Genomic DNA, 20,784 nt, shown 5'->3' on the forward strand with positions numbered 1-20,784 from the left:
ACGTGAATACCACGTTTTCTATAGTTGTTTTTTTGTCAAGTACAATTTATACCAAATTAGATGAGCTTACCCTGGGTAATTTAGGGCGAAGATATCAATATTTTGATTACCTTGTATTGTAAGATTGCCGCCCGCGATCGCCCTGAAAGCGTTATTTCCATCCCTCACCCGCACCGTATCTCCTGCCAACAGATATAAATTGTTCTCCGTAAGTAGCTGGCTTTCTACCAAAGTGAGATTACGTGCTGCCGAGAGTGTAGAATTCTGACTATTAACAGTAGAACTAGCGATCGCCACATCTCCGCTTTCCACCCTCAAACCCGCCGTCAAAACCACTTCTCCTGCACCGTTAACGGAGATACCAGTAGCAGAGTTCCCACCTGCACCGGCAAGCAATTGCGGAAGAGACAAAGGCAGAGACAATTGCCCATTCTGTGCCAACAATCCCCCGTCAACAACCCCTATTTCTAAACTTAATAAATGTCCTTCTTGACTAAGCCGTATAGCATTCTCACCGGGAACAGCAGCGACAATAATATTACCTTGGGGAGCATTGAAGGAACCCGTGCTGACGACAGTACCGCTAATTAAAGTTATACTTTGCCCAGGCATGACGGCTAAATTACCTGCATTGAGGATACTTCCCGGTTGGGTGAGATTAAAGTAAAAAGTGTTCGGAGTTCCTATCAGCGTACTGTAATCGTTCGCTCCTGCAACATTGAACAAACCGGAATCAAAACCGATATTAGTAGCAGTAGTACCCGTAAAAGCAGCCGGAAGATTCAAGCTAGCATTAGGGCCAAAGATAATGCCCGAAGGATTTATTAAAAACAGGTTGGAATTGCCACCACTTACTTGAATTAAACCGTTAATAATAGAAGGCTTGCCACCTATTACCCGACCCAGAATGTTGCGAATAGCCGGATTAGAAATAAAATTAGCAATCTGTCCTTCGCTAAGTCCAAACTGTTGAAAACTGTGGAAAAGATTCGCTCCATCTCTAGAAGTTTGACCGCCTGTAATATTGAAGCGATCGCCGCTTGGCGTGATAGTAGTGCCAGTTCCATCGGGTGCGGGAACAATGGGTTGTCCTTGTACCACCGCTGTACTCAAAATAGTGGCTGCGATCGCTAGCATTGCAGCACCATGTATAGGAAAGAAGGCTAGTTTCATTAACTTTTAGCTGGCAGAGCACGTATCTGACAATTATAAGTTTAAGGTATTGGCTGGTCAGTGCGGTCAACTGCGGCGTAGACTTAGAGATTAAAAACGTCGTCACCATCATGGCGGTTGCTATACCTGAAACCCACATTCTTCACCCTCAACAGTCACGATCTGTTTTTAATTATTTTTAGCCAGCAATAAAGCTATAATTTATAGTTTTATACCGTACATTTACAGATAAAAAACGTTTTAAAACCATAATTTATTACTTTAAAAATAGAGTCTTATGTGTAATTATGGTGTGTAAAACCCCAGCCTGCGTAATGTGCGCTGGAAATCAAAGCAAAAGTGCGATCGACTGCTGAGGCACCCTACAAACTCTAATTTGTAAACGATGCCGTGAATCAGCTTTGCACCCAAGGAAGCGGCACGATCGCGCAGGAAGCCGTCGAGCACTTCCCGGCGACACATACCGGTATATTCGTGTGCGTTGTCGATGTTGATATCCACCTCGACGTTGGAGGGGGAGCTCGTTTTCATTTTTCTGACTTGGCGGTCAACAATAGTTTGCGACAAGTCAAATTCGTTGACCGTACACAGGGGAATCGCCCCACCGCGATATTGCTGAGCAGAATTGTCTGTGGCTGTTGTTGAGCCTGGGAATTGACGGATTTCACGAGTGGTATTGGGGCGACGGTTGGGTGCAGTCTCGGTTGGAGGGAGTGTCGCTGCTAGCGCTGAATTTGCAGCAGCAAACGGCGAGTTGGTTGGGGCTGCGGGAGTTTTTGGCGGGTAAGCAGAAAGGCTCAGAGTTATGTGAAAGCCGATCGCACTTATTTTCTCTCAAAGTTTCATTCTTCACGTTTACCCATTTTGCCTGTTAAGGTGTAGTGCATCGCCTTAAGTTTTACCTCATCTTTACTTCCTAACTTTTTCAATTTCCTTAACTAACTCGAAGCTAAATTTTCCCAAACTATTGACCTAACTTTGGCAACATATATATTAATAATTCGTAAATAGCTAGGTCAGGAGGAATACAAAATTCAACAATAATAATTATATCTGAAGATAGACGAATGCTAAATTAAACACAGCTATGCTCTAACTAGCATAAAATAAAATACTTAAAAATTGCTTATAATAAATTAATTGATATAAGGAGTTTTTAAGTAGAGCTTAAGATAAAAAAAAGGAAATTTATGGTACTGAGTATTATTGTTCACGGTGGAGCAAAAACCATCACAGAGGACAAGGTTGCAGCCAACAATGCAGGCTGTACTGCAGCAGCAGAAGCGGGTTGGGCAGTGCTCGCAAGCGGGGGTACCGCAGCAGAAGCTGTTGAGGCAGCTATCCGGGTTCTGGAAGCTGACCAGACATTTAACGCAGGCTTTGGATCGGTTCTCAACAGTAAGGGAGAAGTAGAGCTAGACGCAGCGATGATGGAAGGCGGTTCATTAGCTTGGGGAGCCCTCGCAAATGTTCAAGGCGTGTGCCATCCCATCTCTGTGGCGCGAAAGATTATGGATAAAAAACCCATGTTCTTAGTAGCGGATCACGCAGAACATTTTGCTGCAGAAAGTGGAGCCGAGATGTGTACAAAAGAAGACTTAATCGCGGATGAGCAACAGGAAGAGTGGGAGGAGGAAAAAGAAGTTATTGACCGCCCCAATACCGTTGGTTGTGTAGCTTTAGATAGTAGTGGCACCTTAGTTGCCGGTACCTCAACAGGCGGCACTATGAATAAGCCCGCCGGTCGCGTCGGCGACAGCGCCATTATTGGCTCAGGCTTGTTTGCTGACAGTCAACAGGGCGCCTGCTCGACCACAGGCGATGGCGAGTCGATTATACCCGTAGTTCTGGCTAAGACGGCGATCGATTTTCTAGCGTCCGGCAAGCACCCAGACGAAGCAGCGCAGATGGCAATTGAGACTCTGGCATCTAAGATAGCAGGAGAAGCTGGGTGCGTCATCATAGACCCTCAAGGGCGGGTTGGCTGGGCGCATAATTCAACCGACATGGCTTGTGCTTATAGAACCTCAGAAATGGACAAGGTGGCTGTGTTCACTAAGAAAAAACAACTCGCCCATCGTTGAAATTATTGAGGTTGCATTCTCTCTAGTTGGAGAGAGTTAAAATTCCGCAACTAATATCTTGTTTCCTAGGTATTAAGTAGCTGGACATCAATAAACACTTTTTCAATTTGTAGGGCGGGCATTGCCCACCCTACTTTTAATTATGTCGAGCTACTTAGTGGCCGGGAAAACTGTTCAATTCAAACTCGACTTGGATATTCCTATGAACTCAACATACGATTTTCCTTACTTTCAAGGCAATTCTCTTTCCGATTTGTTTGCTCCAGACATCACAGATGCACGTTATGCGTTCATCCTAAATTACCCTGCAACTGCGAGTTGGGCTGCTTACCCCAACAGGAAAAAATACTTTATTCAAGACGGCAGCAGTGAAGCCACCAAAACTTCTTTCGACAAGATTGGCCAGAAGGAACCTTGGAAAAATCTAGCTGTGTTAGGCGATGCCATCCCAGGGATTGTAATTAATTCGCCCCCGAACTCGCTGATTGACTATTGGCGGGAGCATTTTGGCTTCAGCTACAGCAGTATGGAGATGATAGACTGCTCAACTTATCTCGATGATCTCAGTGTAAGCGATCGCTTTGACAAACTCCTGACTCTATTTCCCTTCGACAATCTCAAACCCGAAAAACACGCCGTCCATCCCGACATCCACTATCACTTGCTCAGCAAAGCAACCCTAGCAGAATTAGGCGTGCAATGTCCTAAATACCAAACCTACAATCTGCACGAAGTCAATCTCGAAAGCATTCAGTTACCAGAGCAATTCCCCTACTTGATTAAAACGTCCCACGGACTTTCTGGAGAAGGCACTTATATTATCAAAAGCGCCAGCGATCTGAACTACTGCTTGCAGGAAGTGAGGAAATATCTCGATATTAAGTTGCTGGATACGATTATTGTCTCGGAATTTGTCAAGAATGAAGTGCAGAACTACTGCGTGCAGTTCTATGTAAGCAAAACGGGAAATATCAGGCTCATCGGCACTACGAGCCAACTTGTTACCCCAGAGGGCAGCTATTTAGGGGGACTGATTCACTACCGCGAAACCGACATGAGTAGGTTTTTTGAGATGATTGCCGCTATTGGTAAATATGCTCACCAACAGGGTTATTTCGGCGTTATTGGCTTCGACGTGCTGGAAGACTCTGAGGGGCAGTTGTATGCCATTGATGCCAATTTCCGAGTTAATGGCTCGACTCCGCTTTGCGTGCAGCGCCATAGCTTACTGGGGCTGGGAAAGGAGGTGGCTAAATATTCCAGTGACTGGCGAATGGATGGAACTTTGGAATCCATTCTTGTCACGCTGAAACCAGAACTCGATCGCAAAGACTTGATAATCTTGTCGGCTTTAGAGAAGGTTAAATACGGGAAAATCTACACGGAAATTTACGGGATAGTTGCGGGTGAGGATATGAAGGAAATGCAGCACATCGAGCAGAATTTGCACAGTAAGGGATTGCAGCAATTGGGTTGATATCTACTCTACCGATTGCAGTATTTATGCGGTTTTCCCGCTCATCTCGCCCGCACCACCAACACCGAACAAGGAGCCTCAGCCACAACCTCCGCACTCACCGAACCCTCCAAAATTCGCTTTAAACCAGTCAAACCGCGACAGCCGATCGCAATTAAATCCGCCTTATAAATATTAACCAAACGCAAAATTTCCTCTGCTGGCTCCCCGGACACAATTTCTAAATCGCTCTGGCAAGGCAACTTTTCCTGATAAGATTGCAGTAACTTCTCCACTTCTCGGTAAGCAATTTCATCTCCCTGAGCGTGAGGTCGATCGACAACCGTGTCAAAATCCGACGTACCAGAACTGACAACATGAACTAGAATCACCTTTGCCGTCGGTTCTAGCTGAAATTGCCCTACAACTTGCAATACCTGAGTCGCTAACTCTGAATTGTCGATCGCTACCAGAATAGTATTCAATACCATGCACCTTTAAATCTCAGATAGTAGACTTTAAATTTATCCTTGATTGTCGCCTACTTTCCACAATTTCGCGCTGCCCACCAACATCATCATTACCTACGCACAAACCCGGTTTCTTAACATAATTGCGTCATTTAAGCCAGATACTAGAAGAAACCGGGTTTCTTAAACCCGCAGTCCCTAAGTAGGTAGGTGCAAATAAACTTTGCCGCCTGTCACAGAATGTAAAGCTACCGTAATCGCCAGCGAATTGCTTCGTTTGACTGCGTTTCACTCGTTTTTGACTACTTATGTATTTTCCCGCTCATCTGCTTAAATCTCGATCGCCAATCTCAAATCTACCATCTAAAAATCACTCTTTCCCTCATTTTCTGTCCGCAGCCGCACCGAATCAGCATGAGAAGGAAGCCCCTCTGCTTCGGCTAAAACATTAATCGCCCTACTCACCTTCTTAAGTGCAGCAGGCGAATATTGAATCAAACTCGAATGCTTCATAAAAGTTTCCACACCCAGCGGCGACGCATAGCGCGGAGCCCCAGAAGTCGGCAAAGTGTGATTCGGGCCAGCCAAATAATCACCTACAGCTTCCGGCGTCGAGCAGCCCAAGAAAATCGCCCCAGCGTGGCGAATTTGGTCGAGCAAAGCCCAGGGATCTGCAACTTGCAATTCCAAGTGTTCCGGGGCAAACTCGTTAGAGAGTTCCGCCGCGGCTTTGAGCGAGTCAACTACCACGACTAAACCATAGTTGGCGATCGCCTTTTCTGTTAAAGTTCGGCGCGGGTGATTGGTCAACTGTCTGTCTACCTCAGCAACCACTTTCCTCGCCAGCACCGAATCCGCCGTCAGCAAAATTGCCGACGCCATCGAATCGTGCTCAGCTTGAGCCAACATATCCGCAGCTACGTGTACAGGATTAGCCGAGCCGTCTGCTACGATCAGCACCTCCGACGGGCCAGCCAGAGAATCGATCCCCACCGTCCCGTAAACCAGTTTTTTAGCCAGGGTGACGTAAATATTCCCCGGCCCAGTAATTAAATCGACCTTCGGAATAGTTTCCGTACCGTAGGCTAAAGCTGCGATCGCCTGCGCCCCCCCTACCCGATAAATCTCATCAACTCCCGCTTCCTGAGCCGCTACCAGCACCGCAGGATTCATTTTCTTTTCCTGTCCGGGGGGAGTACACATCACCAGTCTCGGCACCTTGGCGACCTTCGCAGGAACCGCATTCATGATCACCGAGCTTGGATAGGACGCCTGACCGCCAGGAATGTAGATTCCTGCTCGATCGACCGGGGTGTAGCGTTTGCCCAAAACAATCTCGTCATCACCAAACTGCACCCAAGACTTCGGGACGCGCTGCCGGTGAAACGCCTCTACCTGTTTGCAAGCCAGCCGGATTGCATTTAATAATTCTTTCGACACCTGCTGGTAAGCAGCATCCAATTCGGCGCCGCTCACCCGTAAATCTTCCACATTTAGGGTCATGCGGTCAAATTCAGCAGTGTAGTGCAGCACAGCCTGATCGCCTCTGCGCCTTACAGCTTGCAGCACCTCCCGCACGGTGGCTTCTTTGTGAACAACAAGTTCGTCATGGGTGCGATCGCAGATTCGTCGCAGTTCAGCTTGTGCCTCAACCCACTGAGTAATGATTCGCAGCATGGAGATTAGGAATGCCGTCTATAAATTCACTAACATTTGCTTGACAATTGGGGATTTTTGTGGCTATCGATTTCCTGCAGAAGTAGGTCACCACCAGTCCACAAGCTTAAACCGCGAGACTCGCGGCCTTTGCAAAGCCTTCAGTGCAGCGTTTAAATCTCTGTCGAGGATTTTGCAACACTGAGGACAAGTCACAACCTTTCTGAGGAATTGTGCGCCATAAAACCGGGTGCGGAGGGAGAGGGTTCGATCCCAGAGCGGGAGAGTGTCCGAGCCCGAGAGTGAGTGAGGGGGAGAGTGTGCAAGCGGGAGAATTTTGATTCTGCCTTCTACCTTCTACCTTCTACCTTCTGCTCCGGCTACCTTCTACCTTCTACCTTCGGTAAGTGCTTCTTGCCGAACCCCAAATAACCCGTACTCTTTGTTATAGCTTAACTTGGATTTTTCAGGGAATCACATTCTTTGCAGAATAGATGCTATATTAGTTTTTCTAACACCTGATAATTTTTTTTATAAAAAACGCCAAATTATTGTATACTTGAAAATTGCGCGCAAGAAACCGTGACTTTAACTCGTGACGGTGGAAACACCTCAAAACGCCTTCGTAACACCAGTGTCATACCTTTGGGTATCGTCAGGGATACAAAGCAGGCAGTTAAATGAGTCAATAAAAAATTATTGCGCGGGCGATCGCCAAAAAATACCCACAGACTCAGATTTATCTGAGCGAATGGAGAGTGGCTGTCTGACTCAGCCGTTTAAAATCAAGCTTTTTGCGGATCGATCCCGAAAAGTGTTGTCCTTCCAAATCCCCGTGTCTTGAGACTGTCTTGAGACTAAGGTGTATCAATGAATACCTACTTCCAGCAACTGAACTATGGCTAATATTAAGTCCGCCGTCAAACGAGTCAAAATCGCCGAACGCAACCGCTTGTACAACAAATCTTACAAGTCAGCGGTCAAAACTTTGATGAAGAAGTATTTTGCGACAGTTGACAAATACGCCGCAGCTCCGAGCCCTGAATTAATGCAAGAAGTCCAGCAGCGAATGTCTGAGGCCTACAGCAAAATTGACAAAGCTGTCAAAAAAGGTGTACTCCACCGCAACAACGGCGCTCGCAAAAAGTCCCGCTTGGCAAGAACCCTCAAGCCGCACGAAGCATCCTCGGTAGCATCTTAAGACAGAAGGAAGTTCGGCAACGGATTGTGTACGGGATTTAATGGATTTAATCGATTTTGAGGGAAGAAGTCAAGCGTGAAGTTCGGCAACGGATGGTGTATGCGATTTAACGGATGGATACTGAGGGAAAAAGGAAGAGGAAAGATTTTTCCCACTCTCCCCCTCTCCCAGTCTTCCACTTGTTTCCAGTCTCCCACTCCCCCACTCTCGCCCTCTCGCCCTCATACCTCACCCACTGGGACTCTCCCGTATCACCTCTAATCTGCTTCCCCCATGCAGCTCATCGACACTCACGTTCATATCAACTTTGAAACCTACAAATCTGAGTTAGAAGCCATTCGAGAACGCTGGCGCGAAGCTGGTGTAGTTCGGCTGGTTCATTCTTGTGTAGAGCCAGAAGAGTTTGCCGGAATTCAAGCAATCGCCAATCAGTTTGCCGAAGTCTCCTTTGCGGTGGGACTCCACCCCCTAGATGCCGACAAGTGGAAAGACGAGACTGCGAGCCAGATTAGGGAATTAGCAAGTTCGGACTCTAGGGTAGTGGCGATCGGCGAAACCGGACTGGACTTTTATAAAGCAGACGATCGAGAACACCAGTTTAAAGTGTTTGAGGCACAGCTTGAAATCGCCCAGGAACTTGACAAACCAGTCATTATCCACTGTCGCGACGCCGCCGCCCCAATGGCCGAAATGCTGAGGAACTTTTGGCAGACTCGCGGGCCAGTGCGCGGGGTCATGCACTGCTGGGGAGGTACACCCGAAGAAACCCAGTGGTTTTTAGACCTAGGTTTCTACATCAGTTTTAGCGGCACAGTCACCTTTAAAAAAGCCTTGCAAATACAAGAATCAGCTTGTATGGTAAATAGCGATCGCATCCTAGTCGAGACAGATTGCCCTTTTCTCGCCCCCGTACCCCAGCGGGGAAAACGCAACGAACCAGCCTACGTCTACTATGTAGCCGAGCAAGTTGCTAAATTGAGAGGAGTTTCTCTCTTAACTTTGTCCCAGCAGACAACCGAAAATGCGTGTCAGCTATTCGGTTTTTCAGTTTAGCTATAGAAGAACAAAGAAACGATGAAAAAAGGTCGATTTAGGGGCCAGCGATAGAGAGAATCCCATTTATATCCTGCAGAAAAACCGGATTCATCCTTTATTTGAGATTCTTTTGGCGTTGCCTGCTGCGATCGGATTTGCGTCCTATAATAAAAAGAACCGACCGATCGGGCGTTGGCTTACTATCCGCGACTGCGATGTCGCCCGGGAAATGCCAACACAACGCGAGTACGCTAACCTTCGGGATCGGCAAAAACTTCACGCAATACCTCAAAATTTCACGCTCAAACTTACACATCAGAAAAAACTTGGAAACTCAGCAATTTGGCAATAGCTGTCAAGTCAATTTTAGGAGTCAAAAGTGTAGGAATTTTATCCTGGAACACCACGATATCGGAGCTAAAAGCATCTCAGTCGAAGCCAAAATCAGCATAAAACTTATGCGAGCAACCAGCACAAATAACCGTTGCAGCAGTTGGCAGGATCGCAAAAATATCATATAAATTCTCTCACACAATCCATCAAAAAAACGCAACAAGGTAAAAAAAACAAGCCTTGGCGCCATGTAAAAAGCTAGAGCCACTGCGAAAAAAGGATACCCATGACCACTAAAGATTACACAGAATTCGCCTTCACCTTGCCCGACCTGATCGAAATCCAGCGGGCAAGTTTTCGCTGGTTTCTAGAAGCCGGGCTGATCGAAGAACTCGACAGCTTCTCCCCGATTACAGACTACACGGGCAAGCTGGAACTCCACTTCATGGGCAAAGACTTCAAACTCAAGCGCCCGAAATACGACGTGGACGAAGCCAAGCGCAGGGACAGCACCTACTCGGTGCAAATGTACGTCCCCACCCGCCTCATTAACAAAGAAACAGGGGAAATCAAAGAACAAGAAGTCTTCATCGGCGATTTGCCCTTGATGACCGAGCGCGGAACCTTCATTATCAACGGCGCCGAACGGGTGATTGTCAACCAAATCGTGCGATCGCCCGGCGTCTACTACAAATCAGAAACCGACAAAAACGGTCGCCGTTCGTATAACGCCTCGCTGATCCCCAACCGAGGTGCGTGGCTGAAATTTGAAACAGACAAAAACGATTTAGTCTGGGTCAGAATCGACAAAACCCGCAAACTCTCAGCCCAGGTGCTGCTCAAAGCATTGGGACTCACAGACGGCGAAATCTACGACTCCCTGCGGCACCCGGAATACTTCCAAAAAACGATCGAGAAAGAAGGACAATTTGGCGAAGAAGAAGCTTTGATGGAGCTCTACCGCAAACTCCGTCCCGGCGAACCCCCCACCGTAGCGGGGGGCGAACAGCTCCTCAACTCCCGCTTCTTCGACCCCAAACGCTACGATTTGGGGAGAGTCGGCCGCTACAAACTCAACAAAAAACTGCGCTTGACAGTCCCGGATACGATGCGGGTGCTGACATCGCAAGATATCTTGACGGCGATCGACTACTTAATAAACCTCGAATTCGACATCGGCTCCACCGACGACATCGACCACTTAGGCAACCGCCGCGTCCGCAGTGTCGGAGAACTGCTGCAAAACCAAGTCCGCGTCGGCCTCAACCGCTTAGAACGGATCATCCGCGAAAGAATGACCGTCTCGGATGCGGACTCCCTCAGCCCCGCTTCTCTGGTCAACCCGAAACCACTGGTAGCAGCAATCAAGGAATTCTTCGGTTCCTCCCAGCTTTCGCAGTTCATGGATCAAACCAACCCTCTGGCAGAACTGACGCACAAACGCCGGCTTTCCGCCCTTGGGCCTGGAGGTTTGACACGGGAACGCGCCGGGTTTGCGGTGCGAGACATTCACCCGTCCCACTACGGCCGGATTTGCCCGATCGAAACACCAGAAGGCCCCAACGCCGGTCTGATCGGTTCCTTGGCAACCCACGCCCGCGTCAACTCCTACGGGTTCATAGAAACTCCTTTCTATCCAGTAGAAAAAGGACAGGTGCTGCGCGACAAAGCCCCCGTTTACATGACAGCCGATGAAGAAGACGATTTGCGCGTCGCCCCCGGAGACATCAGCCTCGACGAAAACAACAACCTCTTGGGCGAAACCGTAGCCGTCCGCTACCGCCAAGAATTTACTACCACCACTCCGATGCAGGTGGACTACATGGCGATCTCGCCCGTGCAAATCGTCTCCGTGGCGACATCGCTGATTCCCTTCCTGGAACACGACGACGCCAACCGAGCTCTGATGGGATCGAATATGCAGCGGCAAGCTGTGCCGCTGCTGAAACCAGAACGGCCCTTAGTCGGTACGGGCTTGGAAGCTCAGGCAGCGCGAGATTCCGGGATGGTTGTGGTTTCCCGCATTAACGGCGAGGTAATTTACATTGACGCTACCCGGATTATTGTCAAACCCCTGGCTGTAGATGCTGAATCGAATTCCAGCGAAGAACATTTCCTGATTCGGGAATACGACGATCTCAAAGTCAAACAGCCCTCGGTTTGGAAGCAAAAATACGCTGGCTGCATCGAACACGAACTGCAAAAATATCAGCGCTCTAACCAGGATACTTGTTTAAACCAGCGTCCGCTGATTTATGAGGGCGATCGAGTAGTTGCCGGTCAAGTTCTCGCCGACGGTTCCTCCACAGAAGGGGCAGAACTCGCTCTGGGCCACAACATCCTCGTAGCTTATATGCCTTGGGAAGGCTACAACTACGAAGACGCGATGCTAATTAGCGAGCGTTTGGTTTACGAAGATGTCTACACTTCGATCCACATTGAAAAATACGAAATCGAAGCCCGCCAAACCAAACTCGGCCCCGAAGAAATCACTCGCGAAATTCCTAACGTCGGCGAAGACGCGCTGCGCCAGCTAGACGAACAGGGCATTATCCGCAAAGGTGCCTGGGTAGAAGCCAGCGATATCCTAGTCGGCAAAGTCACCCCCAAGGGCGAATCCGACCAACCGCCGGAAGAAAAACTGCTGAGGGCAATCTTCGGCGAAAAAGCCCGCGACGTGCGCGACAATTCCCTCCGCGTCCCTAACGGCGAAAAAGGCCGCGTGGTGGACGTGCGGGTGTTTACCCGCGAACAGGGCGACGAACTCCCTCCCGGCGCCAACATGGTCGTCCGCGTCTACGTAGCTCAAAAGCGGAAGATTCAAGTCGGCGACAAAATGGCCGGCCGCCACGGAAATAAGGGTATTGTGTCCCGGATTCTGCCGATGGAGGATATGCCCTACTTACCCGACGGGACTCCTGTTGACATAGTGCTCAATCCCTTGGGCGTACCGTCGCGGATGAACGTAGGTCAGATTTTTGAGTGCTTGCTGGGATGGGCCGGCGAAAATCTGTCGATGCGGTTCAAGATGGTGCCTTTTGATGAAATGCACGGCGCTGAAAAGTCGCGGGAAACCGTACACGGCAAGCTGCAGGAAGCCAGGGAAAAAACCGGCAAGCCTTGGGTGTTTAACGAAAAGCACCCCGGCAAGACAATTGTCTACGATGGCAGAACAGGGGAACCGTTCGATCGCCCCATCACCGTCGGCATAGCCTATATGCTGAAGCTGGTGCACTTGGTAGACGATAAGATCCACGCCCGCAGCACTGGTCCTTACTCGCTGGTAACGCAGCAGCCTTTGGGCGGCAAAGCGCAGCAGGGGGGTCAGCGGTTCGGAGAAATGGAAGTCTGGGCTCTGGAAGCGTTCGGCGCAGCTTATACTTTGCAAGAGTTGCTGACTGTCAAGTCGGACGATATGCAGGGCAGAAACGAGGCTTTGAACGCCATTGTTAAAGGCAAAGCTATTCCGCGGCCTGGTACGCCGGAATCTTTCAAGGTGCTGATGCGGGAGTTGCAGTCTTTGTGCTTAGATATTGCCGTGCACAAGGTGAATACATCTGACGAGGGCAGCGAACACGTTGAGGTGGATTTGATGGCGGATGCTGGGGGCAAGCGATCGCCCTCCCGGCCTACTTACGAATCGCTTTCTCGTGACGAACTTGACGAGGATTAGGCATTAAAGATTAAAGATTAAAGATTAAAGATTTTTTGACAGCATTCAATTCTTTAATCTTTAATCGGCAATCTCAAATAAAAATGCCTCAGCAGTGGTACGAACACTGGTGAGGCGAATCAACGCTCTAAACAGGAGAGACGCTGACATGACTATTGTAACAGTTGTCCCAGGAATAGAAGGAGAAGTTGACCTGAAGACTGGCTGTATTAACTGGCAAGGGAGTAAGTTTGGCAACGGTTACGCGCGCAAGTGGCTCGATGGCAAAACGGTATTAGTCCATCGATTAGTCCTCGAATCAAAAATAGCAGGATTCCTAGGTTCCGGTTATTTTGCTTGCCACACCTGCGACAATCGAAGCTGCATCAACCCAGCACATCTGGTAGTAGGTACTGCTGCTGAGAATACCGGGCAGATGATTGGGCGCGATCGCAAAACTCCCAGACGCAAAAGTATTCCTGGTATTGGCCAACTGTCGATTGAACAACTGCGGGAAATTCAGCGTCAATATTTAGCTGGAACCATCAAAAGCCACCTAATAAAAGAGTATGGCGTACACTATGAAACTATTACTAAGATACTTCAGGCAAAAATTCCCGATAACTTCACTACAGTTCCCCCCGGTTTTGTAGGAGAAATTCAAGACAGCGGCTGCATAATTTTTCAAGGTGCAAAGGATGGTCAAGGTGGTTATGGCAGGTACTTTAAAAATAGGAAATCCCAATCAGTTACTCGTGCTGTTTTAGCAGAGAAATTAGGATGTGCAGTTCCGACTTCGATAGATGCTTGTCATACTTGCGATAATCCCAGTTGTATTAATCCAGAACACCTTTGGGGTGGAACTCGCACTCAAAATTTATTAGATGCTTCTAAGAAAGGACGCACTCAAGGCAAAAGTCATCCCCTTTCCAATGCCAAATTAGACTGGGAAAAGGTGCGAGAAATTCGACAAAAACTAGCAGCAGGACAGAGAGTGAAGGATGTAGCTCACGAATACAGTGTTGGTCGCAAAACCATACACGATATTAAGTATCACGTCACTTGGAAGGAAGCAGGCGAAGAGGTTCCAGTTCCTCGCATGGGTGGATATCTCGATCGCAAATTGACTTTCGAGCAAGCTCTTGAGGTACGAAAAAGAATTAGAGGTAGAGAATCAATCTCTAAAATCGCTGATGACTTTGGAGTATCGTCAAGTGTCATCTCTGATATTAAAAACCACGTCACATATAGAGGAGTATAACATTGATTTAAGCCGTGAAACAAGCCAACAAAAAAGATAAACTACCACAAATAATCGACTGTAAATTATCAATTGGAGTCAAGAATGGCTAAAATAGAACAACGCTTTGATTACGTCAAGATTGGGTTAGCTTCACCAGAAAGAATTCGACAGTGGGGAGAGAGAACTTTACCCAACGGTCAGATTACTGGAGAAGTGACAAAACCGGAAACCATAAATTATCGCACGTTAAAACCTGAAATGGATGGCTTGTTTTGCGAGCGCATTTTTGGACCTGCAAAAGATTGGGAATGTCATTGTGGGAAGTACAAACGAGTTCGCCATAGAGGCATTGTTTGCGAAAGATGCGGTGTTGAAGTAACTGAATCTCGCGTGCGCCGCCATCGCATGGGCTTTATCAAATTAGCAGCTCCAGTAGCTCACGTTTGGTATCTCAAAGGCATCCCGAGTTACATGGCAATTCTGTTAGATATGCCGCTGCGAGATGTCGAACAAATCGTCTATTTCAATGCCTACGTTGTCCTCAATGCAGGTAATGCAGAGAAGCTGCAATACAAGCAATTGCTCACGGAAGATGCTTGGCTGGAAATAGAAGACGAACTTTACAGCGAAGATTCCACACTCACAGGTGTAGAAGTGGGGATTGGTGCTGAAGCTTTGCAAGTTTTGCTGCAAAACATTCCGCTAGAAACTGAAGCGGAAAAGCTGCGGGAAGATATTGCTAATGCTAAAGGTCAAAAACGGGCGAAGTTGATTAAACGCTTGCGAGTGATTGACAACTTCATCGCTACGGGTTCTCATCCCGATTGGATGGTACTCAATGTGATTCCGGTGATTCCCCCGGACTTGCGGCCGATGGTGCAGCTAGACGGCGGGCGTTTTGCAACCAGTGACCTCAACGACCTCTATCGGAGAGTCATCAACCGCAATAACCGCTTGGCGAGACTGCAAGAAATTCTGGCGCCGGAGATTATCATCCGCAACGAAAAGCGGATGCTTCAAGAAGCTGTGGATGCGCTGATTGACAACGGTCGCCGGGGCCGGACGGTGGTGGGGGCAAACAACCGCCCGCTGAAGTCGCTGTCGGACATCATTGAAGGGAAACAAGGCCGCTTCCGGCAAAATTTGCTGGGGAAACGGGTTGATTACTCCGGGCGTTCGGTGATTGTGGTGGGGCCGAAACTGAAAATTCATCAGTGCGGTTTGCCGAGGGAAATGGCGATCGAACTTTTCCAGCCTTTCGTCATCCACCGCTTGATCCGCCAAGGATTGGTCAACAACATCAAAGCTGCCAAAAAACTGATCCAGCGCAACGATCCGAGTGTTTGGGACGTGCTTCAGGAGGTAATTGAAGGACACCCGGTGATGCTGAACCGGGCGCCGACGCTGCACCGTTTGGGGATTCAAGCCTTTGAGCCGATTTTGGTGGACGGGAGGGCAATTCAGCTTCACCCGCTAGTCTGTCCGGCTTTTAACGCTGACTTTGACGGCGACCAAATGGCCGTGCACGTGCCTTTGTCTCTGGAATCTCAGGCGGAAGCGCGCTTGCTGATGCTGGCTTCTAACAACATTATGTCGCCGGCAACCGGAAGACCGATCGTTACTCCTTCTCAAGATATGGTGCTCGGTTGCTATTACTTGACAGCCGAAAATCCTGACGCTCAAAAAGGAGCCGGTCACTATTTCTCCAACCTCACGGACGCGGTTGTAGCTTACGAACAAGGAGTCGTTGACTTGCACTCATACGTCTGGGTGAGGTTTCAAGGCGCCATAGAAAACACAGAACCCGAGGGAGAACCGCTAAAGGTGGAACGCTCGACCGACGGTATAGTGACGAAAGAATACAAGTTCCGCCGGGTTCGCGAAGACGGAGAGGGCAAGGTGATCAATCAGTTCATTCGCACTACTCCGGGCAGGATTATCTATCACCAAACCATCGAATCGGTAATTAACAATTAGAAATTGGGAGAAAAATTGGTAAGAGGTAATGGGTAATCGGTAAGAGGTAATGGGTAATCGGTAATAACTGACAAATAATCGCTAACAAATAATAGCGGTCGAAGCAGGAAAATTTACCAATTACCAATTACCAATTACCAATTAAGTAGGTAGGTGCAAATAAACATTACTGGGTAGGGTGGGTGAGTGCATTCATCTCCTCGCTTACATCTCCTCCTTCTACGCTAAACCAGCCCCTACAAGATGCTTCTGGTTTTTTCGTGCCGCTCGCTCTACTTATCAATTACCAATTACCAATTACCAATTACCAATTACCAATTACCAATTACCAATTACCAATTACCACTACTCAGAAAAATGACAGAAAAGAAGGAAATTGTTTTTCGCAATCGAGTTGTTGACAAAGGTCAGCTCAAAAAATTAATCTCTTGGTCTTTCATGCACTACGGAACGGCCCGTACAGCGCAAATGGCCGATAAACTCAAAGACTTGGGTTTCCGCTTTGCGACACGAGCGGGAGTTTCGATTAGCGTAGACGATTTGCAAGTGCCCCCGTCGAAACGATCGCTCCTCGATGCAGCCGAAGAAGAAATCCGTATCACAGAACAAAAATACACCAGAGGCGAAATCACTGAAGTCGAACGCTTCCAAAAAGTAATCGATACCTGGAACAGCACCTCAGAAGACCTCAAAGACGAAGTAGTCAAAAACTTCCGAGCCACAGACCCCCTAAACTCGGTCTACATGATGGCCTTCTCCGGTGCGCGGGGGAACATTTCTCAAGTGCGGCAGCTAGTCGGAATGCGCGGATTGATGGCTGACCCGCAAGGAGAAATCATTGACTTGCCAATTAAAACCAACTTCCGCGAAGGACTCACCGTTACCGAATACATCATCTCTTCCTACGGAGCGCGCAAGGGTTTGGTAGATACGGCTTTGCGGACGGCAGACTCGGGCTATCTGACCCGCCGTTTGGTGGATGTATCCCAAGACGTAATTGTCCGGGAAGTGGACTGCGGCACCCAGCGGGGAATTCGAGTGCGGCCGATGACGGACGGAGCAACAGTGCTGATTCCCCTGAAGGACAGGCTGCTGGGGCGCGTTTTCGCCCGAGATGTGGTGCACCCTAAAACCGGGGAAATCGTGGCTTACGGCAGCGAAAAAGCTGTCCGAAATCAGCCAATTACCGAGGAGTTGGCGGGGGAAATTGGTAAATCTGGGGTGGCAGAGGTATATTTACGATCGCCCCTGACTTGCGAATCTACGCGCTCGGTCTGTCAGCACTGCTACGGCTGGAGTCTTGCCCACTTGCAAATGGTGGACATGGGAGAGGCGATCGGGATTATTGCGGCTCAGTCGATCGGGGAACCGGGAACCCAACTCACCATGCGTACCTTCCACACAGGCGGCGTATTCACCGGAGAAGTCGCGAAACAAGAACGCGCCCCCTTCCCGGGCGTAGTGAAATTCAAGAACTTGCGCACCCGCTCGTTCCGCACCAGACACGGCGAAGAAGCACTGGTGGCAGAAAACAACGGCAAACTTGTATTTGAGGGCGACGGCTTTGAAGAAGGGAAATCCGGCGCCAAAAATCAAAAACTGAAAATCGAATTGGCGATCGTCCAGGGTTCTACTCTGATGGTCAAAGACGGACAGCGCGCCATTCCCGGTCAAGTTTTGGCAGAAGTGCCGATCGTCGGTCGCGCAGCCCGCAAAACTACGGAAAAAGTGACTACGGACGTAGCCTCCGACTTAGCCGGAGAAGCCAAATTTGCTGATTTGGTGCCAGAAGAAAAAACCGACCGCCAAGGGAACACAACCCGCACAGCCAGCAAAGGCGGGCTGATTTGGATTCTCTCAGGAGAGGTCTACAACTTGCCCCCCGGCGCCGAACCAGCGGTGAAAAATGGCGATCGCATTCCGGCCGAAAGCGTGATTGCCGAAACGAAACTTGTCTCCGAACACGGTGGCGTAGTCCGTATCGCTGACCCGAGAGAAATCGAAATTATCACCGCGCAAGTCCTGCTCGACCAAGCCATCGTGCGGGCCGAAAGCGCAGGCGGCCGCGACCACTACACGATCGAAACAGCTTCTAAGCAGCGGTTTTCCCTGAAGACGGCTCCCGGGAGCAAGGTGATTAACGGGGAAGTGGTGGCGGAACTGCTCGACGACAGCTACCGCACAGCGACAGGGGGCATTGTCAAGTACGGCGGGGTAGAAGTCCACAAGCGCGGCAAAGCTAAACTTGGCTACGAAGTCGTGAAGGGGGGGACTCTGCTGTGGATACCGGAAGAGTGCCACGAGGTGAATAAGGATATTTCTCTGCTGCTGGTGGAAGATGGCCAGTACGTGGAGGCGGGTACTGAGGTGGTTAAGGATATTTTCTGCCAAACCAGCGGGGCAGTGGAAATCACTCAGAAAAATGACATCCTCCGGGAAATTGTGATTAAACCGGGGACACTCCATGTAGTTGACCGCCCGCCGCTAACTCTCGGGGAAGGTCAAATTGTCAACGCGGGTCAAGAGATTTTCCCGGGCTTGATTGCCGAAGAGTTGGGCTATGCCGAGTATATCGAAACTCCCGAGGGCCCGGCTTTGCTGCTGCGGCCTGTGGTGGAATTTCCAGTACCTGACAAGCCGCCGGTGCCTTCTCAGACGGCGCTGAATGAGTCAATCTCTTTGAAAGCGGTGCAGCGACTGCCCTATAAGGATGGGGAGCGCGTCAAATCGGTCGAGGGATTGGAACTGCTGCGGACTCAGCTTATTTTGGAAATTGGTTCCGGAGCTCCGCAATTGGCGGCGGATATCGAGCTGCTGCCGGATGAGGAAGATGCTATGGCTTTTGGGGCTGACGGTTCGGGACCGGCTTGGGGTTCGCCTGAAGATGTTAGTGCGTCGCAAGAGTTGGCGATGACTGTGGCCGATGGGGGCGATCGAGCTTCAAAAACTTTCCGCTTGCAGTTGGTGATTTTGGAATCGCTGGTAATTCGGCGGGACGTGTCTGCCGATCCGACTCAGGGCAGCACTCACACGCGGCTTTTGGTGGAGGATGGGCAGTCGATCGCGCCTGGGGCAGTAGTCGCCCGCACCGAGATTCTCTGCAAAGAAGCGGGTATCGTTCGGGGCATCCGCGAGGGACTTAACGAACCCGTGCGCCGACTGTTGGTAATGCGGGATGCGGATTCTATTTCGATCTCTGTGGCGGGTACGCCGGATGTGAGTCCGGGTCAACTGCTGGTGGCTGGTACTGAAATAGCTCCGGGGGTTGTTCTCGAAGAGTCCGGCCAAGTTGTGAAGGTTGTACCTGCGTCGGAGACAGAACCGGCGAAACTCTTGCTCAGGGTGGCTCGCCCTTACCGGGTTTCGGCCGGTGCGGTGCTGCACGTAGACGACGGCGATTTGGTGCAGCGGGGTGACAATTTGGTGATTCTGGTGTTTGAGCGGGCAAAGACTGGGGATATCATTCAGGGTTTGCCACGGATTGAGGAACTTCTCGAAGGGCGCAAGCCGAAGGAAGCCTGTATTTTAGCCAAGCGGCCGGGAACGGCTCGGGTAGTTACGGATGATGATGTTGTGGAACTGGCGGTGATTGAGGATGATGGCCGGATTGAGGAGTATCCTTTGTTGCCCGGTCAAAACCCGATCGTTTCCGACGGACAGCGCGTGGGCGTTGCCGAAGCTTTGACCGACGGGCCTGCTAACCCTCACGAAATTCTAGAGGTGTTCTTCCACGTTCTCAAGGAGCGGCAGCCTACTTTTGAGGCGGCTTTGGAGAGTTTCCAACAGGTGCAGACATTTTTGGTGAATGAGGTGCAGTCGGTTTATCAGTCTCAAGGCGTGGATATTTCTGATAAACACATCGAAGTAATCGTCCGCCAGATGACTAACAAGGTGAGGATGGAAGATGGCGGCGATACTACTATGCTCCCCGGCGAGTTGGTGGAATTGCGGCAGGTTGAGCAGGTGAATGAGGCTATGTCAATTACTGGTGGAGCGCCTGCGGATTATACTCCGGTGTTGCTGGGGATTACTAAGGCTTCGCTGAATACTGATAGCTTTATTTCTGCGGCTTCGTTCCAGGAGACTACGCGGGTATTGACTGAAGCTGCGATCGAAGGTAAGTCTGACTGGCTGCGCGGTCTGAAGGAAAATGTGATCATCGGCCGCCTGATTCCTGCGGGTACTGGGTTCAATGCCTATGAGGATGCTGGGGTTCAGGATGCGGGTTTTGATGGTGCTGTGTTTGATGACGACATCCACGATTTGCAGGAGGATGTGGTTTTGGACGATCGCACTGCACGCCGCGCTTATACGATCGAGAGCGGTTTTGAGATCGGGCGCGGGTCAGAGCTTGAGGCTGATGAGGATTTTGAAGAAGTTGAGGTTGATGATGACGATTTTGTCGCTGAGACTGAGGATGATGCCTTGGGGCCTGATGCTGACGATGATGATGATATCGGTTTTGACTTCGATGAGGACGAAGACTAATAATAGTTTTGAGATT

Annotated in this window: 11 protein-coding genes and 2 pseudogenes; 9 read left to right on the forward strand and 4 right to left on the reverse strand. The window is 49.5% G+C overall.

Annotated features, from left to right (window positions below):
* Positions 1-66: 66 nt before the first annotated feature.
* Together QUA13_RS05340 and QUA13_RS05345 are read right to left on the reverse strand one after the other, a co-directional pair.
* On the reverse strand, positions 67-1,173 hold the full coding sequence (locus tag QUA13_RS05340) for a filamentous hemagglutinin N-terminal domain-containing protein (protein ID WP_445242681.1): 1,107 nt from the start codon (positions 1,171-1,173) through the stop codon (positions 67-69).
* A gap of 369 nt (positions 1,174-1,542) precedes the next feature.
* Positions 1,543-1,779: pseudogene (locus QUA13_RS05345) on the reverse strand (geranylgeranyl reductase); the annotation flags it as partial.
* Positions 1,780-1,781: 2 nt separating this feature from the next.
* On the opposite strand from QUA13_RS05345, the pseudogene QUA13_RS05350 reads away from it, so the two are divergent.
* From QUA13_RS05350 to QUA13_RS05360, 3 genes and pseudogenes are all read left to right on the forward strand, one after another.
* Positions 1,782-2,048: pseudogene (locus QUA13_RS05350) on the forward strand (hypothetical protein); the annotation flags it as partial.
* A gap of 315 nt (positions 2,049-2,363) precedes the next feature.
* Positions 2,364-3,257, forward strand: a complete 894-nt coding sequence (locus tag QUA13_RS05355) for an isoaspartyl peptidase/L-asparaginase family protein (RefSeq protein ID WP_333197201.1) — start codon at positions 2,364-2,366, stop codon at positions 3,255-3,257.
* Between the two features lie 202 nt (positions 3,258-3,459).
* A complete protein-coding gene (locus tag QUA13_RS05360) occupies positions 3,460-4,734 on the forward strand; it encodes a carbamoylphosphate synthase large subunit (protein WP_333197203.1) in 1,275 nt (424 codons plus the stop codon).
* A 41-nt stretch (positions 4,735-4,775) separates the two neighbouring features.
* Here the strand turns inward: QUA13_RS05360 and QUA13_RS05365 are convergent, their stop codons facing one another.
* Together QUA13_RS05365 and hisD are read right to left on the reverse strand one after the other, a co-directional pair.
* Complete coding sequence (locus tag QUA13_RS05365; protein ID WP_333197206.1) at positions 4,776-5,204, reverse strand: universal stress protein; 429 nt, start codon at positions 5,202-5,204, stop codon at positions 4,776-4,778.
* A 342-nt stretch (positions 5,205-5,546) separates the two neighbouring features.
* Complete coding sequence (gene hisD, locus QUA13_RS05370) at positions 5,547-6,860, reverse strand: histidinol dehydrogenase (RefSeq protein WP_333197208.1); 1,314 nt, start codon at positions 6,858-6,860, stop codon at positions 5,547-5,549.
* 877 nt (positions 6,861-7,737) lie between these two features.
* Here hisD and rpsT point away from each other — a divergent pair.
* The 6 genes from rpsT to QUA13_RS05400 all read left to right on the forward strand — a co-directional run bounded on the left by rpsT (position 7,738) and on the right by QUA13_RS05400 (position 20,768).
* The gene (gene rpsT / locus QUA13_RS05375; RefSeq protein ID WP_172186467.1) at positions 7,738-8,040 is read left to right on the forward strand and encodes a 30S ribosomal protein S20; all 303 of its coding nucleotides are present in this window, start codon (positions 7,738-7,740) and stop codon (positions 8,038-8,040) included.
* A gap of 273 nt (positions 8,041-8,313) precedes the next feature.
* Complete coding sequence (locus QUA13_RS05380; RefSeq protein WP_333154266.1) at positions 8,314-9,093, forward strand: TatD family hydrolase; 780 nt, start codon at positions 8,314-8,316, stop codon at positions 9,091-9,093.
* A 601-nt stretch (positions 9,094-9,694) separates the two neighbouring features.
* Positions 9,695-13,081: a DNA-directed RNA polymerase subunit beta gene (rpoB, locus tag QUA13_RS05385; protein ID WP_333189347.1), complete on the forward strand. Its 3,387-nt coding sequence runs from the start codon at positions 9,695-9,697 to the stop codon at positions 13,079-13,081.
* 148 nt (positions 13,082-13,229) lie between these two features.
* The gene (locus QUA13_RS05390; RefSeq protein WP_333197210.1) at positions 13,230-14,321 is read left to right on the forward strand and encodes an HNH endonuclease; all 1,092 of its coding nucleotides are present in this window, start codon (positions 13,230-13,232) and stop codon (positions 14,319-14,321) included.
* An 84-nt stretch (positions 14,322-14,405) separates the two neighbouring features.
* On the forward strand, positions 14,406-16,280 hold the full coding sequence (locus QUA13_RS05395; RefSeq protein WP_172186462.1) for a DNA-directed RNA polymerase subunit gamma: 1,875 nt from the start codon (positions 14,406-14,408) through the stop codon (positions 16,278-16,280).
* A gap of 357 nt (positions 16,281-16,637) precedes the next feature.
* On the forward strand, positions 16,638-20,768 hold the full coding sequence (locus tag QUA13_RS05400; protein WP_333197212.1) for a DNA-directed RNA polymerase subunit beta'': 4,131 nt from the start codon (positions 16,638-16,640) through the stop codon (positions 20,766-20,768).
* The last annotated feature ends 16 nt before the right edge of the window (positions 20,769-20,784 follow it).

Source organism: Microcoleus sp. S28C3 (assembly GCF_036700785.1).
Classification (GTDB): domain Bacteria; phylum Cyanobacteriota; class Cyanobacteriia; order Cyanobacteriales; family Microcoleaceae; genus Microcoleus; species Microcoleus asticus.